We start from the raw sequence: 14,711 nt of genomic DNA on the forward strand, positions 1-14,711 counted from the left end.
CTCGACTTTTTTTGACGCTTTTATTGATTTTAACTATTTTACACTTATTCGGATATTTACAAAACCGGGATGCTCCCCTATTAAACGAGATTTGTGGGGAATAGTTGTAGATCGATCGCCCTTGGCAATTTGATTGTCTGCTAATATTGTAAATATCTTTCTGTGTTATTACAAACACAACTTGCAGCTTATGCCAAAATTTACCGGAGACTCCAAGGGGTTTAGCCCCGCGCTGATATGGTTTGTGTTGTTTACCGTTGGGTTTCGCTTAGTAGGATGTACGCTGCCCCTGAGTCTGGGCTTTGGTGTCATCGGTGGCGTGGCAGCAGGTTTAATTGTCGCTTGGTGGCACAACGAATTACTACTCAACCCGAATATAAATTCCAAGGATAAAACCTCGGATGCTATCCTCAACAAAGAAGTAGTGCAAAGGGACGGTCATAAATATAGCAAAACCTCTAGGGGTGATGCTGCTACATTTTTTGGCTGGTTATCTGGACCAGAGGATCGTCGCTAGCTTTAGTCATTAGTCATTAGTCATTAGTTAACAGTCACTAATGCCCTTCGTCCCAACACTCAATACTTCGGCTACGCGAGCGTAGAAGTTCCCAATGCCAAATTCCCAATTGAATGTTTGTATTTCTATCGAAACTCCTGCCGCTGTTTATTTATCCTTTGGGGTTGAGTTGCCTGTTAATGATGGCGGCTTTAATCACACTTTGGAAGCGTCCCAAATGGGCGGCGGCACCAATTGCTGCGGCTCTAATTATTTTACTGCTCGGAAGTAGCGGTTGGGTTTCAAAATCGTTAGTTCGATCGCTCGAATGGCAAAACTTACCAACCGCCGAACTCCCCCAAGCTGAAGCGATTATCGTCTTGGGCGGCGGTGTCAAAGCAGCTTTACCTCCCCGTCCTTGGGTAGAATTAGGGGAAGCGGGCGATCGAATAATCTACGGTTCCCGACTTTACAAGCAAGGCAAAGCTTCCCTGTTAATTCTCAGCGGCGGTAGAGTAGATTGGAAAGGCGGCGGGTCTCCCGAATCGGCAGACATGGCAGAAATTGCCCAAACAATGGGTGTACCGGCATCAGCAATTTTGCAAGACCCCGATTCACACAACACTTATCAAAATGCCGTCCACGTGCGGAAAATTTTAGATGCTAAAGCTATAAAAGGGCCGATTTTGCTAGTGACATCGGCGATGCACATGACTCGATCGCTCTTAATTTTCCAGCGTCAGGGAATAAAAGCAATTGCCGCACCAACAGACTTTCAGATAACGCAGCAGGATATCGCAGCATCCCAAAGCAATTGGCAAGCAGTCGCCTTGGATTTATTGCCGGATACCTATTATCTACATCAGTCCACTAAAGCTTTGAAAGAATACCTCGGTTTAATCGTTTATCGTCTGCGGGGATGGCTTTAACAGAATTTTAGATTTTAAATTTTGGATTTTGGATTGAATAATTTAAACTAATATCAAATCCGGTTGCATCCCAATTATAGGGGCGGGGCGGGTTTATATAATTTGTCTATACTTATCAAATATCTGGGCGAACCGGCCCCTACAAAACTTCATCAGATAAGATTCCAAATCAAACGGATACGATCTAAAATCTAAAATCTAAAATCTAAAATCCAAAATTGATTGAGTGTGTTAGCTTAAAGTGATTACAGCCAATATTAGCCACAGTCGCCCCCAAACAATCATGCTGCCCCACGAGTTGCAAAACATTGCCCCAGAACCGACTCCCGCGGCCGAAATTTTTCAGAGACACCAAATTGTCCGCGAGTTTTACGACGAAATTAAGTACCGTCAAGAACTCGAACTTCACTGCCAGTGGTATTACGCTACAGCCAAGCAACATCAGCAGGAATTGCAGAAAATGCAGGGAGATTTGAATATCTTCGGTTGGTTTAGCCGCAGACGGTCGAAAAATTAATGATTAAATAAAAAAGATGGTTGGTAGTAAGGACTTTAGTCCCGCCGATCGACTAAAATCCACAGAAAAAACAGAAGTCCTCACTACAAACTCTACAACAGTTATATGACCACGCCCAAAAACGGATACTTGCGAAGGACAGGATTCGTGAGCCGCCCAAAATTTTAGACCAGAGTTCAAGCTCCCAGATTAATCTGTGGAGTAAATCTAAAATCTAAAATCTAAAATCTAAAATCTAAAATCGACTGACCGGATTGGATATTGTCTTTTGCCTCCGGCTTCAACTTTTGAGACAGCTAGACTTCCGAAGATATCAATTCGACCTCATCCTCTTTCAGGTGAGCTTTAAATTTTTTGTCAAACTGAACTAGAACCGGCCAATTGGCACTGACAGGTCTGCCGTGCCATTCGTGAACGATCGCCACGACTTCTCCTTCCATACCCTTAATATCAAATGGTTGACTGCGATTTTGAGGGTGGTGGTAGACAACAACAGAGTTTTTAATGCAAACGCGATCGCCAACTTTCATAGACTTATATTTAGTGTTCTCTCTTCAAAACTCTGCAAAGCCTACGGGTGCTTAACACTTGTACGCTTTGCCGACAGTCTTCTTATCTTCCCACAAGTAGAGCGAAAACTTAAACAAAGTTGGCGTTTCCCTGTCGGTGCTTCGATCGCCAGCCGCGATCCCGGGAAGCCTCCTGGCCGATCGATCCTCGGTTGAACCCGCAGGCCCGATCGGCATTTAAACCCCGATCTGGCGGATTTTCAAGCGCGGGAATTGATTTGGTTGGCTAATCGAGAAGTGATCGACTTAACTGGTTCAACCAACACTCAACATCAACGGCCAGAGTTTGACCCAACTCCAGCAACTGCCGGATCGAAGGCAACTCCCAGCCGCCGTCTGGTCGGGCGATATCCAAGGCAACGGGATCGACCGCACTTTCGCCCACCGAAGCAGCTCGCCGTTGCAGCCAGCCCAAACACAGAGGCACAATTTGACTGTACAGAGAATGGAAATACAGTTCCTGCGATTTGTCCAAACACAAACCCAGACTCAGCCGATCGCCCACAGCAATCAAACGCTCGATCGTGCGGATATCAGCTTCCAACATGAGGGGCGAGCGCTCCTCCACGCCCGATCCTGCTTGCAGCAGCGCGTCTAGCGATCGCCAAACCAGCTTTTCCAAAATTTGCTTGACTTCGGGAACGTTCAACCGACAGCGGAGATGGCCGCTTTCAGTGGCGATCGCCTCAATTTCCGCCAGCAGCGGTTCCACATCCTCCGTTTCCAGTTCCAGGGCCTTGGCCGCCGTCAAACAGCGGTGTCCCAAAGCCACCTCAGCAGCCACCTGCAACTCTACGGGCACCGGCAACTCGTCTCGGTGGAACGCCATCATCACCCCGTAATTTTCCCGGTAAACCTGAGTGTAAAGCTGATCCAACCGAGTCAAATTTTCCTGACTCAGCAACTGCACGATCCGGTGGCGTTCCTCAGCGAATAAATCCCGCAAGCTAAAGGACTGATCCCCAAACAAGCGTACCATTTCCAGAATGGCGTGGGCTGCCGAAGCTTCTTGCATAACTCCAAACAACCGCTCTTTCAGCATAGTGTAAGACCGGCGGCTGCCAAAAGGCTGAATGCAGCAGTGGAAGTCCCAGCCGCCGAGGTGGAACGCAGCAAACACATAAACCTCTGTTTCCCGCGTAATTTCCGAGGTTAACTGCAATTGACCCACAGCCAGAGTCATCGAGCCCATGCGCTGAATTTGGAAATCTTGCTGCTGGGCTTGATAGCAGTAAACTCGCTGTTCGCGCGGAAACTTGGCAAACAGAGAACTGATCGCGTAGTGGGCGGCCACTTGTCTGAGACTAATTTGGGCTGTCACAACCTGTAGGCGATAAACTTCGGCCCCTGTTTTGAAATAGTCAACGTTGCTGGGTACGAGGGCTAGTCGAGCGACAAAATCCTTTTCTAGCTGCACGCCGGTAACTTCGCCCGCCAATTCCAGCGCCCGGGCCGCGTAGCGCAAAATTTGCACGCCTTCTGGCCGCGAGATTTCTTCAAAAAACCAGCCGCAGCTAGTGAACATTAACAGGGTGTGGCGCTGCATTTCCAGCAGTCGCAGGGCGTCCACCTGTTCTCCGGCATCGAGGGGGCGCACTTGATGGCGTTGGAGGAAACTGTCAACATTAGCGGGCGATCGATCCCGGATGACCTCAATATATTCATCTCTGGCCTTCCAGGGATCGCACAACAGCTTGCGCCCCGCTTCTTCGTAAATCGGAATCAGCCGATCGCGCAGCCAATTGAGAGTATCCCGCAAAGGGCGGCGCCATTTTTGGTTCCACTCGCCGCCACCACCGCAGCCGCAATCATCTTGCCAGCGATCGACCCCGTGAGAGCAACTCCAGGCCGTCACGGGTTTGAGTTCCACTTCCCAAGCGGGAGGATTTTGACTTAAATAATGAGCAAAATTCGTCACCGTCCAGCCGCGGCGGGGAAACTCTTCTGTGAAGGCGTAGGCGAGGCATTTTTCGGTACTGTGTTTGTGGTGGCCGAAAGTTTCGCCGTCCGTCGCCACGCAGATTAATTGAGCCGGTCGGTGGTCTCCCCGTACTGCTTGACCCAAGCGCCCCGCCAAGTGGTGGCTGCTGCTGAGAACGTCGTTGAAGCCCATATCCCGCGAGATCGGGCCGTCGTAGAAAAAGATATCAATGTAGGGAGTGTTGGCAGGTGTGGCTGCGGAATTTTGGAAGTGTCGGCGGCCAAAATGGTGAGTGCTCAGCGGCGAGAGTTGGTGGTCTGCCATCAACCGCATTTCCGGTTTCAAATAGCAGCGGTACGGGCGAGTCGGATCGATTTGACCGCCGCCGACTTCGTGCCAGTCGGAATTTGACGCTGGTTCCCCTTCTTGGTTTTGCCCGATTAGCAGGCGGCAGCGTTCGGCTTGGGAGGGGGCTAATACAATGAAGCGGATGCCTTCAGCAACTAAAACTTCGAGGGTGGCGTAGTCTACGGCGGTTTCGGCGAGCCACATTCCTTCGGGATCGCGACCGAACCGGGAGCGAAAATCTGCGATCCCCCACCGAATTTGGGTGTATTTGTCTCGCTCGTTAGCCAGCGGCATGATGATGTGATTGTAGACTTGGGCGATCGCGTTGCCGTGACCGTTGAGACGCTGACAGCTTTTGCGATCGGCTTCCAGAATCCGCTGGTAGACTTCCGCGTCGTAGCGTTCCAGCCAGCTCATCAGGGTCGGCCCGATGTTGAAGCTCATATACTCGTAGTTGTTGGCGATCCCCGTGACTTCGCCGCGATCGTTGAGTATGCGGGCAAAGGCGTTGGGGCGGTAGCACTCGTTGTCAATGCGTTCGTTCCAGTCGTGGGCGGGAGAGGCGCTGGCTTGGCGTTCGATCGCGTCCAGGTAAGGGTTTTCCCGGGGCGGCTGGTAAAAGTGACCGTGAACCGTCACGCACACACCTGTTGCAGCAGTCACGCTGCTTTGGGTTGCAGCCGTAACGGTTGGCGAAGACAAAGGTAGCACATCGGATTGAGTTTTAGAAATCGAAACCATGCGATCGAATCCTCAAGTAGTTAAAGACAATAAAACCAGCCTAATTAAAAACTGAAACCTTACGCAGCAAGAGTTTCAGCTAGGTATCTGTTAGGGCTAAATTTGGCTGAGAAGTTTTGATACATTTGTAGTATTGCGAGCAAAGCATTCGATCCAAGATGCCAACCGTCGATCCCTGGGTTTTTCTGCCAATGCTTTGCTGTTGAAAGAGTTAAAAAAGGTAGCTTTTGCTGCTTTTTGGCACTTGCGACCCATTTCGGGTTAGTGTTTGCAGAGCTGTTCATTGAGAGTTTGATTTACATTGCTGGATTGTAAAGTGTTATTCATTAAATAGCAACTTTTCGCCGGAAAATTTTAATGTTTGGCAATAAATCTTGGCGGTTGTGGAGATCGGTTTAATGCCCGATCGATTTATAGAATAAGAGCTTTGCCCGAGTTTCGCATCATACTTTAGGTGCTTTTTACCTAAGTCTTGGAGAAGTTAGGCCAGTTGGGTTCGGGCGGGGCTGATTGGCTGCAAATGTACTTTCCAGAAGAGTTGTAACACTGGTGCGGAGTCAAAAGGCAACAAAAAAGCAAAACGGTAAGTGTTATGTTTTAACTCCTGAGAGGTATGTGAGGGCGGAGGGATTGGAGGAGGAGGAGGAGGGTTTGGACGAGAAGATGCTGCATTTGACGGCGAAGTTGGAGAGGCAATTTGCCGAGAGTGCGAAGTTAGAGGCGATGATTCGGGAAAATCTGCGGGGGTGGGTTCTGGCGGATAGTTCGTCAATTGCTGAAGATTATCACGATTTTTTGCCAGGACTTAAGGAAGGTATTGTGCAATATCAAGTGCGGGCCGTACTTTCTGTTAACTGCGAATTAGTGTTGCTTTACTGGCCAATTGAACGGAATATTTTAAACAGGCAACAGCAGCGAGGATGGGGAGAAAAAGTTATAGACCATTTAGCTGTTGACTGAGAAACAGCTTTTCCTGAAAGGATGTTTGCCGACGATTGAGCAGTTGGAAGCTGAGTTAGAAGCGGTGGATGTGGAAATTGAGGAGTAATGATAAAATCGGAGAGTGCGAAGTCAAGATAACTATTATCGAAAATCGCGCACACTTGGAGCCATTCGCGATACCCTACTCCACAAGGTTCTCTCGGGCGAGCTTCGTGTGAAAGATACGAATTTTTTTTTGAGGCATCATTGTAATGACACTACCGCCTAAAGTTTTCAACAAATATCTCGATCGATTTGATGAACTTATACAAGAAGGAGAAAGGATTTATAAAGTTATTAAATATGTTTCCAATGGTTTCTTCAGGGACCCGGTTCAAGTACCTCGACCTCTAACTCAACAAGAACTTGAAGAGCCACAAAAACTAGAGGCGTGGAATTTAAACTATTTAACGTTACTAGATCAAATCATTCCTCCAAGGAGTGTTAATCGAAAATTATTGGATGAAAAAGGAATAGTTCCCAGGGAAGCCCATGATAAATTAAATACCCGCATTTCTCGATTAAAAGGATTGAAAGATGACTTTCAAAAAGGTTATTTAGGAGATTTGGGACTTGAGATAGAAGCTGCAATAGTCGCAGATTATATGGGTCAAGCAGAACAGTTGTTAGCAGAGGGTCAGTCTGGTAAATATGACCATGTACCAGCAGCCGTATTAGCTGGAGCTGTTTTAGAGAAATCTCTACGAACTCTCTGTGATAAGCAGAGTCCGTCCATATCAACAGTCAATGATAAGGGTAAACCCCTAACACTCACCCCTTTGATTGAGGCATTGAAAAAAAATAAGGTATTTAATGAAGTAACAGCTAAGCAGCTTAGAGGTTGGGCTGATATTCGCAATAGTGCAGCTCACGGACATTTTGATAATTTTAATCGTAGCGATGTGGATCTGATGATTCAAGGAATTAATCATTTTTTGGCAACCCACATGATATGAATTTATCTATAATGTCCTACCAAATAGATTAACAAGAATAATCGCTACGTAAAAAGTGGACATCAACCAACAAAAAGAACAATTCAGCAACATCTACCTGCAAGCTGTCACCACCGTTGCCGGCTATTCCCTCTACAAACCTTTCGTAGACGATGACAGCGTGGATTGGGGAGTAGCTGCGAAAGGCGGGACAGGCCCCATCAGAGCACCTCGCTTAGAATTGCAGTTAAAATCTACATCAAGAGATATCCAAGACGATAACTCCATCCGCTACCCCCTCAAGCTCAAAAACTACGACGACTTAAGAATGGATAACTTCGCCATTCCCCGAATTTTAGTTGTCGTTTTAATCCCCGAAACACCGGAAGACTGGTTAACCCAGTCCGAAACAGAACTCTGCATCAGAAACTGCGGATATTGGATCTCGCTGCGGGGAAAGCCAAAAACACAAAACACAAACGCTGTCACCGTCGCCATCCCCAGAACCAACCAATTTACAGTCGCCGCCCTTCAGTCAATTATGGAGGGAATTAGCCAAGGAGTTCAACCATGAAAATCACCGTAAAAGATAGCCAAACTCTCGAAACAATCAAGCTAAATCAACTGAGAAATTACTTACAAACTCACGGCTGGCATGAAGACCAACCTTTCTTAGATAATGCCACACTTTGGCACAAACCAACAGCCGATGCAGAAGAATTTGAAATATTGCTACCTAACCGGGAAAACCTGGGAGATTATGCAGCCCGCATCCGCGAGGCAATCCAAACCCTAGAAAACGCAGAAAATCGCCCTCAAATTGAAATTTTAAGCGAACTACTTACCAGCATTCCCAACACGATTATTCAGGGAATTGTCATGCAAATTCACACCCCCAACACCGACAAATTAAGTGGCGAAATAACCTTAATAGGCGTCATTGCTGACAAATTGCGGAAAATTCAAACTTCACTCGCAGACAAAGATTATATCCTGGCGATTAAAGCTTATCAAGAACGCTTACCGATTCTCTGTAGCGGTGACTTAATCAAAGACAACAACGCCTTCATCCTCAAAAACCCCCACAACTTAACCCTCGATGAATTGTGGTAAAACTAACAGATTTTGTCGAAATCTATATTAAACACCTTCCAAACAGATATCAAGTTCCCTAGCAAAGGCCTCCGGCGCATCCAGCATCAGCCAGTGTCCGGTATCCGGGATCGTAGTTGTTGTCAGTGTGGGACGGAGGATGTGGAGGCTGAAGGGAAAAGTGTTTGAGGGAGCAATAATTGCGTGGGCTCGCGTTCCAGGGGTGGCTTTGTAGCGATCGAGAGCATCCACTGCGTCAAAGGCAAACATCCCGCGATACATTCCAAATAGCCGATCGCGTGGAGTCGTCGCCAAATTAGCCAGAATCCGATCGCGCGTATCCGCCGTGCTTCCTGTCAGTGCGTCGTTGAAGCCCGCTTCCACAGCCGATCGCCAATCCTCCGTCTCCAGCACCCTCTGGAACGGAACTAGCTGTGCCTCGTACACCTCTACAGGGAGCTTCGTAAAGTCTCCAGGCGGGTCTGCCAGGATCAACTGCGCGATGCGGTGCGGTGCTGCTGCTGCTGTGGCGAGGGCAATACAAGCACCGAAACTGTGCCCGACGATCGCCACTCGATCGAGTCCCAGCCCATCCAGTACCGCCAAAACATCCGCTGCACAGGAGGCGGGCGCATAGTTGCCGTCCTCCGGCGGTGCAGAATCACCGTGTCCCCGCATATCAAGGGCGATCGCGCGTCGGGTACGGGCGACACGGGCAAGCTGCGCCTCCCAGATGCTCGCGGAAACCGCCATACCGTGCACGAACACCACCGGCAGCGGTTCCGACTCCCCAGCGGTGACAGGGGCGCTGGCTTCGATGATGTGAATACTGCCGATCGGTCCTTTGATATTTGTCGATCGCATAAAATCTTCTCCTAACTTTGAATTTCCTCTTTTCACACAACCAATTTTACCTGCGTTACTCCTTGGCGCAATTCATACTGTTTTTTTACCCAAAATTGTTTAATTTTTTCACCCAAAAACGGATCAGTTTGCATCATCAATAAACGCAATAATCCATTTTTTCGCAGTTGTTCGCCTTTCCACGCTTCTTGCGCTTGCAGTTGTTGGGCGCGAATAATTTCTGGTTCGCGTTCTGCCTGAATCCGCGATAATGCTGAGTCAATATCCTCGTAATTAGCCCCTGCTTTCAATAAAGGTACAAGGTGATTGGCCGCAACAATTACATCGCGAAACGCCATGTTAATTCCTTGAGCGCGAACCGGAGACATGGGATGTGCAGCATCCCCCAAAAGTAGGATTCCTGGTCGATGCCAGCGCGGACAGCGACCAACTACAACAGATAATCGCATCGGAGATTCGATCGTATCGGCACAGTTGCGGAAATGTTCTGCCATCCACGCAGGAGATAGCGATGCGAAAGTTTCTGCCCAGTCTGTGTGTTTCCGATCGGTTTTGTCATCTGCCGATAGCACCCAAGCCAGATGAAGTTTTCCTGATTCTGCCCCGTGAAAGACACTGAATCCGCTACCGCCATTCAGGATGGAATAAAATACATTATCCGCCACAAACCGAGGATGAGCGGCAAGTTTAAACCACAGCACATCGATACTATTCTGCTGTTTTACTAACTCTAATTCTGCACGTTGTCGTACAACCGAGTTTCTACCATCTGTGCCAATGACAAGTGCAGCAGGAATCTCTCGCCCATCTCCTAGCTTTACACCCGCAATGCGATCGTTGCTGTAGAGTAAATCTTTTACGGGAACACCTGAGATAAATTCAAACTCTGGATGCAACTGAGCTTCTGAAATTAGTGTTTCTAGCAAAGGCGGTTGCGATACCAGCGTACAAGGTCGATTTGACCCCATTGGTTCATCAACTCGAAATAGTTGCCGATCGCCCACAATGAACTCCCAGGCATCAATTTGTCGGTGTGGAACACTTTCTAGCATTGTGGATAAGCCCATTTGTGCGATCGCATCCAATCCGCTGGGCATTAACGCTTCACCGCGAAACACTCGGTAAGAATCTTTTGCCGCCTCAACCAAAGTTACGGCAATACCTCGTTTCACCAGCAGCAAGGCAAGTGCCGCACCAGTTGGTCCCGATCCCACAATTACAACTTGCATCATTGCCATTCCCCATTGCTTTTTGCGGATATTGAGATGCGAACAGAGGTGGTGAAAGGATGCGCGACAATCTATCCCCAGCTATTTCTGGAGTGCCTGTTGAAAAGTCTTAACCGCATCAACATGATTCACCATATTGATGCAACGTAACAACAAATCCAAATCGATTCCTCTCACCTCCTCACTACTAGAAACCTTTTCATAATGAAGTGTATTGCCCTCTCCCCGCAGGTGATAAACCTCTAACAATCCATCTTCCCAAAACCACACTTCAGGAATTTTCAGCCGCTTGTATGCCTCCAGCTTGTCGATCCCGCCACTGGAAAACACGATCTCGATCGCCAAATCGGGTAGCCTGCGACCGGGAGCAAGTTTATAAGATTTATCGGCCTCTCGCTTGACTTTTCCGGTTTCACTTTCCAGAGTCATTGAGCCAGTTGGAGTAAAGTCAAACCCCGCCATCAGCAGGTACAGTTCCAACAATGCACCAATTCTTTCTTTAACGGTTTCGTGGGGTTCTCCAGGCATTAGTTTAATCTCCAAAACTCCATCCAGGAAAGAAAGTCGATATCCTGGACGGTCTAACAATTGCTCAACTGCTTTGAACTCTCTCCAAGTGAGTCCCTCAAACAGAAGGGGTGATTCTTTTCTGGGTGGTGCGATGATTGCTGCGGTCATTTGATTCTCCAGTCTATTTCCAGATGAGAAACGATCGGGTTTGGAGGGCGATTTGTTTATTATAACTTTAAGTAGCTTTCTCCACTGTAAATCCGATTTCTTGCCCGTAGGATAGTTCCAGGGTGTGACCGTCCGGGTCTCGCAAAAAAGCCCAGTAGCCGATCGGATATCCAGAATCTTTTGGTTCTTCAAGCAATACGCCTTCTTGACGTGCTTTGTCGCAGAGTTCGTCCATATATTCGCGACTCTTGCACCCAACTCCGAGGTGTGCGAGTGGAGACAAAACTGGATGTACGGAGTCTGTTTGAATTAGAACAATTACAAAAGGGCGAGTGCGATCGGAAAGCCAGACCACAGCAACACCAGTTTCTGCATCGATGCGGCGGTGAACGACCTGCATTCCAGCATACTTGGAGTAGAATTCAATACTGCGATCGACATCGGAAACGGGCAGTGCGATGTGTGTGAGACCGATATCACTCATATGTTATGTTGCTCCAGTCATATTAGGCTTAACATCAAGAATTGCCACTTCCAATATCATAATTTTAATGAGATGCTCGCCACTTTGCAGCTTTCAGCTCCATTGCTTTAATGAACCCATCTTTTCCGTCCATGTACCCCTGAATATTATCATGGTATTTGTTTGCGAGTTCTCGTTTGAGTTCGCTGTATTGCTGCGCGTCCTCAGAATGGGAAATTATATAATCTCGAAACGCTAAATGGCGCTCTATCTGCGCTGAGTTCACTTCAAACCCGTGAAGGTGGTGTGTTCTAATCCCTGCTTCATTACCCTTGCGAAAAAAACGACGACCGGATATCCCAAACTCACCCATTGCTTGATAACCTAATGCCTCTATTTCTGAACTATGTGTATCGATTTTAAGAATATCTTTAACCTCAACTAACATATCGATAATCGGCTTTGCATGAATTTGTGGAATGGCTGTGCTACCAATGTGATGTATAGCAACCACATTGTCCCTAAGTGCAAGTGCAATCAGTTTTGACTCACTTTCAAAGGCGCTTCGCCAATTTGGATCGTGCGGGACGACTTCTACTTTGAAAAAATCTACTTTTATTGACATGGCTGATAATTATTTGCTTTTTTTGTCATCTCATTGATTTACCATCGCATTTAACCGAAACTGATTTTATTATGCCTCATATTTTACGGGCTGCGCCCAAAGCTCTTAAACATACGGACAACGGGGAGAAACTGACTGTTTGGGAGAGAAATTTCAAACCGCTCAATCACCTGATAGTCAAATTTTGTGTAAAATGGCTCTCCTGCCAGCGTCGCAATCATCTCAACTTCCTTAAATCCAGCACGCTCAGCAGCCAGTTCACATACTCGCATAATCTGACTTCCAATTCCTCGACGTGCCCATGCTGGATGAACAAAGAATGCACGAATCTTTGCCGAGTCGCTGTCTGGGTTGAGGAGGCTGTCTTCTGCATTATTTTTGCCTGAATCACCTCCATAAAGCGTTTTACGCTTACTCCAACCACCGCAACCGACAATTGTTTGGTTATTGTTCTGAGCAACAAAGTATGTTTGGTCTAGAATCAGTTGAGTATCAACCCCAAAAACTATGCCCAGTGCGCCTTCAATCTGCTCTGAAGTGTAGTAGCCTGCTTGCAAAGCTCTAGCAGAATCAGGAATTAAAGTTGTCAGCTTAGGAATGTCTTCTAAGGAAGCTAATCGAATACCAAAATCCATTGAACCGATCGGCTAAACAAATCGCTCTCCTAGTTTGTCACATCCGTGAAAGCCGCATTGCAGCGATCGCCCGCCCCCAGCTTTAAGCCAACACCCAAATCCCTCACCCTCATCCTTTTTTTCATTTGGTCACAGGCTATGATTGACGGTTGGCAGCTTTTGAGAATCTAAATGCTAAACACAAATACAATTATTTCCAGCCTGCTGTTATTTATCCCAGTTTCCATCGCCGGACACTTTCTCGGCTGGGAATCCTCCACAATCTTCGTCACCTCGGCTTTAGCCATCATCCCTCTAGCCGCGTGGATGGGGACGGCCACCGAAGAAATCGCCGTCGTCCTCGGTGCCAACTTGGGGGGTTTGCTGAACGCTACCTTCGGAAATGCCACGGAACTGATTATCGGCATCGTCGCCCTCAACGCCGGACTCATAGATGTTGTCAAGGCCAGCATCACCGGTTCAATTATGAGCAACCTGCTGCTGGTGATGGGATTTGCGATGCTGCTGGGCGGCTTGCGCTACAAAGAACAAGAATTTCAGCCGACAGTCGCCCGGTTGAACGCTTCAGCGATGAACTTAGCGGTGATTGCCATTTTGGTGCCGACGGCAGTTAATGCCACCTCTATTGGCATCCCTCCCGAAACTATGCAGAACCTTTCTAGCGCTGTTGCTGTAGTGCTGATTATCGTCTACGTGCTGACGCTGCTGTTTTCGATGAAAACCCACAGTTATCTGTACGATGCAGGGGTGGCAGAAATAGGAATGCTCGAGGAATTAGCCGAAAATAACTTAGCACCAGACAGTCCCGACCACAAAGTCAACCTGCCGCTGTGGATTGGGGTGCTGTTGGCCTGTACGCTGATGGTAGCTGTCGAGTCGGAACTGCTGGTGGGTACTCTGGAAGAAGCGACGGCGCGTTTGGGACTAACATCACTGTTTACCGGGGTGATTTTAGTGCCGATTATTGGCAATGCGGCCGAACACACGACAGCGGTGACGGTGGCGATGAAAAATAAAATGGATTTGTCGGTTTCTGTGGCCGTGGGTTCGAGTTTGCAAATTGCTTTGTTTGTTGCCCCGGTGTTGGTTTTGGCAGGTTTTGTCTTGGGCAAACCGATGGACTTGAATTTCAACCCGTTTGAACTTGTAGCGGTTGCGGTGTCGGTGCTGATCGCCAATTCTATCAGTTCTGACGGCAACTCTAACTGGCTCGAAGGTACTTTGCTGTTGGCAGCTTATACGGTTTTGGCGCTGGCGTTCTACTTCCATCCGGTAATTGAGGGACTTGTTTAACAGGCTTTCTTATGCCGAAGGAAGAGGGAAGTTCGGCAACGGATTTTGTAACGGATGTAACGGATGTCGGGAAGAAGGAAGAAGGAAGTTCGGCAACGGATTTTGTAACGGATGTAACGGATGTAACGGATGTCGGGAAGAAGGAAGGGGGAAGATTTTTCCCACTCTCCCACTCTCCCACTCTCCCACTCTCCCACTCTCCCACTCTCCCTATGTCCCTATGTCCCACTCTCCCCCTCCCTTCCCTCTTCGCTCGGACTTCTGCCGAATGCCTTCGATAGTGGTCGCCCGCGATCGTACAATGGAAATGTGGCTCCTCTCTCGTTATAGAAAAAGACGGGATGCGGAAAACGAGGGAGACTTTAGTCCGCTTGACTTCAGCGACCCCTCTGGAC

Annotated in this window: 18 protein-coding genes; 9 read left to right on the forward strand and 9 right to left on the reverse strand. The window is 47.9% G+C overall.

Translation table 11 applies throughout. The features are described 5' to 3' along the window. The first annotated feature begins 190 nt into the window (after positions 1-190). The 3 genes from QUA02_RS04735 to QUA02_RS04745 all read left to right on the forward strand — a co-directional run bounded on the left by QUA02_RS04735 (position 191) and on the right by QUA02_RS04745 (position 1,942). Complete coding sequence (locus tag QUA02_RS04735) at positions 191-517, forward strand: hypothetical protein (protein ID WP_333025694.1); 327 nt, start codon at positions 191-193, stop codon at positions 515-517. 113 nt (positions 518-630) lie between these two features. After that, the gene (locus tag QUA02_RS04740) at positions 631-1,425 is read left to right on the forward strand and encodes a YdcF family protein (protein ID WP_333025695.1); all 795 of its coding nucleotides are present in this window, start codon (positions 631-633) and stop codon (positions 1,423-1,425) included. Between the two features lie 241 nt (positions 1,426-1,666). Continuing rightward, positions 1,667-1,942, forward strand: coding sequence for a hypothetical protein (locus QUA02_RS04745; RefSeq protein ID WP_445305143.1), 276 nt, complete (start codon positions 1,667-1,669; stop codon positions 1,940-1,942). 296 nt (positions 1,943-2,238) lie between these two features. Here QUA02_RS04745 and QUA02_RS04750 read toward each other — a convergent pair whose 3' ends face one another. Genes QUA02_RS04750 through QUA02_RS04760 form a run of 3 tightly spaced genes read right to left on the reverse strand, consistent with a single transcriptional unit; the run spans position 2,239 to position 5,521 of the window. Then, positions 2,239-2,472, reverse strand: a complete 234-nt coding sequence (locus QUA02_RS04750; RefSeq protein WP_333025696.1) for a ferredoxin-thioredoxin reductase variable chain — start codon at positions 2,470-2,472, stop codon at positions 2,239-2,241. A 51-nt stretch (positions 2,473-2,523) separates the two neighbouring features. Next, complete coding sequence (locus QUA02_RS04755; RefSeq protein WP_333025698.1) at positions 2,524-2,688, reverse strand: hypothetical protein; 165 nt, start codon at positions 2,686-2,688, stop codon at positions 2,524-2,526. A gap of 49 nt (positions 2,689-2,737) precedes the next feature. Beyond that, positions 2,738-5,521, reverse strand: a complete 2,784-nt coding sequence (locus QUA02_RS04760; protein WP_333025699.1) for a DUF3536 domain-containing protein — start codon at positions 5,519-5,521, stop codon at positions 2,738-2,740. Between the two features lie 510 nt (positions 5,522-6,031). On the opposite strand from QUA02_RS04760, the gene QUA02_RS04765 reads away from it, so the two are divergent. From QUA02_RS04765 to QUA02_RS04780, 4 genes are all read left to right on the forward strand, one after another. Beyond that, positions 6,032-6,481: a DUF1016 N-terminal domain-containing protein gene (locus tag QUA02_RS04765; protein WP_333025701.1), complete on the forward strand. Its 450-nt coding sequence runs from the start codon at positions 6,032-6,034 to the stop codon at positions 6,479-6,481. A gap of 233 nt (positions 6,482-6,714) precedes the next feature. After that, positions 6,715-7,458 carry a DUF4145 domain-containing protein gene (locus QUA02_RS04770; protein WP_333025702.1) on the forward strand — a complete coding sequence of 248 codons (744 nt, stop codon included), beginning with the start codon at positions 6,715-6,717 and terminating at the stop codon, positions 7,456-7,458. Positions 7,459-7,513: 55 nt separating this feature from the next. Next, positions 7,514-8,011 carry a DUF4365 domain-containing protein gene (locus tag QUA02_RS04775; protein ID WP_333025704.1) on the forward strand — a complete coding sequence of 166 codons (498 nt, stop codon included), beginning with the start codon at positions 7,514-7,516 and terminating at the stop codon, positions 8,009-8,011. Further along, the gene (locus QUA02_RS04780; RefSeq protein WP_333025706.1) at positions 8,008-8,550 is read left to right on the forward strand and encodes a hypothetical protein; all 543 of its coding nucleotides are present in this window, start codon (positions 8,008-8,010) and stop codon (positions 8,548-8,550) included. The genes QUA02_RS04775 and QUA02_RS04780 overlap by 4 nt, the downstream gene beginning before the upstream one ends. Positions 8,551-8,577: 27 nt before the next feature. Here the strand turns inward: QUA02_RS04780 and QUA02_RS04785 are convergent, their stop codons facing one another. The 6 genes from QUA02_RS04785 to QUA02_RS04810 all read right to left on the reverse strand — a co-directional run bounded on the left by QUA02_RS04785 (position 8,578) and on the right by QUA02_RS04810 (position 13,023). Then, positions 8,578-9,393: an alpha/beta fold hydrolase gene (locus QUA02_RS04785; protein ID WP_333025709.1), complete on the reverse strand. Its 816-nt coding sequence runs from the start codon at positions 9,391-9,393 to the stop codon at positions 8,578-8,580. 32 nt (positions 9,394-9,425) lie between these two features. Next, positions 9,426-10,625 (reverse strand): FAD-dependent monooxygenase, encoded by a 1,200-nt coding sequence (locus QUA02_RS04790; protein ID WP_333025710.1) that lies wholly within the window; start codon positions 10,623-10,625, stop codon positions 9,426-9,428. A gap of 78 nt (positions 10,626-10,703) precedes the next feature. Beyond that, on the reverse strand, positions 10,704-11,300 hold the full coding sequence (locus tag QUA02_RS04795; protein ID WP_333025712.1) for a Uma2 family endonuclease: 597 nt from the start codon (positions 11,298-11,300) through the stop codon (positions 10,704-10,706). A 67-nt stretch (positions 11,301-11,367) separates the two neighbouring features. Next, the gene (locus QUA02_RS04800) at positions 11,368-11,784 is read right to left on the reverse strand and encodes a VOC family protein (RefSeq protein WP_333025714.1); all 417 of its coding nucleotides are present in this window, start codon (positions 11,782-11,784) and stop codon (positions 11,368-11,370) included. A gap of 64 nt (positions 11,785-11,848) precedes the next feature. Next, complete coding sequence (locus QUA02_RS04805) at positions 11,849-12,388, reverse strand: GrpB family protein (protein WP_333025715.1); 540 nt, start codon at positions 12,386-12,388, stop codon at positions 11,849-11,851. A gap of 83 nt (positions 12,389-12,471) precedes the next feature. Then, complete coding sequence (locus QUA02_RS04810) at positions 12,472-13,023, reverse strand: GNAT family N-acetyltransferase (RefSeq protein ID WP_333025716.1); 552 nt, start codon at positions 13,021-13,023, stop codon at positions 12,472-12,474. A 171-nt stretch (positions 13,024-13,194) separates the two neighbouring features. Here QUA02_RS04810 and cax point away from each other — a divergent pair, with 171 nt between their 5' ends. Next, a complete protein-coding gene (gene cax, locus QUA02_RS04815) occupies positions 13,195-14,316 on the forward strand; it encodes a calcium/proton exchanger (RefSeq protein ID WP_333025717.1) in 1,122 nt (373 codons plus the stop codon). Between the two features lie 11 nt (positions 14,317-14,327). Beyond that, positions 14,328-14,597 (forward strand): hypothetical protein, encoded by a 270-nt coding sequence (locus tag QUA02_RS04820; protein ID WP_333025719.1) that lies wholly within the window; start codon positions 14,328-14,330, stop codon positions 14,595-14,597. Positions 14,598-14,711 lie beyond the last annotated feature (114 nt).

Source organism: Microcoleus pseudofavosus SVA1_A4 (assembly GCF_036700565.1).
Taxonomy (GTDB): Bacteria; Cyanobacteriota; Cyanobacteriia; order Cyanobacteriales; family Microcoleaceae; genus Microcoleus.

What these genes read in the sequence shown, in the direction of transcription:
- QUA02_RS04740 (WP_333025695.1), top strand. Translation starts at nt 631, where the DNA reads ATGTTTGTATTTCTATCGAAACTCCTGCCGCTGTTTATTTATCCTTTG.
- QUA02_RS04750 (WP_333025696.1), bottom strand. Translation starts at nt 2,472, where the DNA reads ATGAAAGTTGGCGATCGCGTTTGCATTAAAAACTCTGTTGTTGTCTAC.
- QUA02_RS04800 (WP_333025714.1), bottom strand. Translation starts at nt 11,784, where the DNA reads ATGAGTGATATCGGTCTCACACACATCGCACTGCCCGTTTCCGATGTC.
- QUA02_RS04755 (WP_333025698.1), bottom strand. Translation starts at nt 2,688, where the DNA reads ATGCCGATCGGGCCTGCGGGTTCAACCGAGGATCGATCGGCCAGGAGG.
- QUA02_RS04770 (WP_333025702.1), top strand. Translation starts at nt 6,715, where the DNA reads ATGACACTACCGCCTAAAGTTTTCAACAAATATCTCGATCGATTTGAT.
- QUA02_RS04795 (WP_333025712.1), bottom strand. Translation starts at nt 11,300, where the DNA reads ATGACCGCAGCAATCATCGCACCACCCAGAAAAGAATCACCCCTTCTG.
- QUA02_RS04760 (WP_333025699.1), bottom strand. Translation starts at nt 5,521, where the DNA reads ATGGTTTCGATTTCTAAAACTCAATCCGATGTGCTACCTTTGTCTTCG.
- QUA02_RS04810 (WP_333025716.1), bottom strand. Translation starts at nt 13,023, where the DNA reads ATGGATTTTGGTATTCGATTAGCTTCCTTAGAAGACATTCCTAAGCTG.
- QUA02_RS04805 (WP_333025715.1), bottom strand. Translation starts at nt 12,388, where the DNA reads ATGTCAATAAAAGTAGATTTTTTCAAAGTAGAAGTCGTCCCGCACGAT.
- QUA02_RS04785 (WP_333025709.1), bottom strand. Translation starts at nt 9,393, where the DNA reads ATGCGATCGACAAATATCAAAGGACCGATCGGCAGTATTCACATCATC.
- QUA02_RS04780 (WP_333025706.1), top strand. Translation starts at nt 8,008, where the DNA reads ATGAAAATCACCGTAAAAGATAGCCAAACTCTCGAAACAATCAAGCTA.
- QUA02_RS04735 (WP_333025694.1), top strand. Translation starts at nt 191, where the DNA reads ATGCCAAAATTTACCGGAGACTCCAAGGGGTTTAGCCCCGCGCTGATA.
- QUA02_RS04820 (WP_333025719.1), top strand. Translation starts at nt 14,328, where the DNA reads ATGCCGAAGGAAGAGGGAAGTTCGGCAACGGATTTTGTAACGGATGTA.
- QUA02_RS04790 (WP_333025710.1), bottom strand. Translation starts at nt 10,625, where the DNA reads ATGATGCAAGTTGTAATTGTGGGATCGGGACCAACTGGTGCGGCACTT.
- cax (WP_333025717.1), top strand. Translation starts at nt 13,195, where the DNA reads ATGCTAAACACAAATACAATTATTTCCAGCCTGCTGTTATTTATCCCA.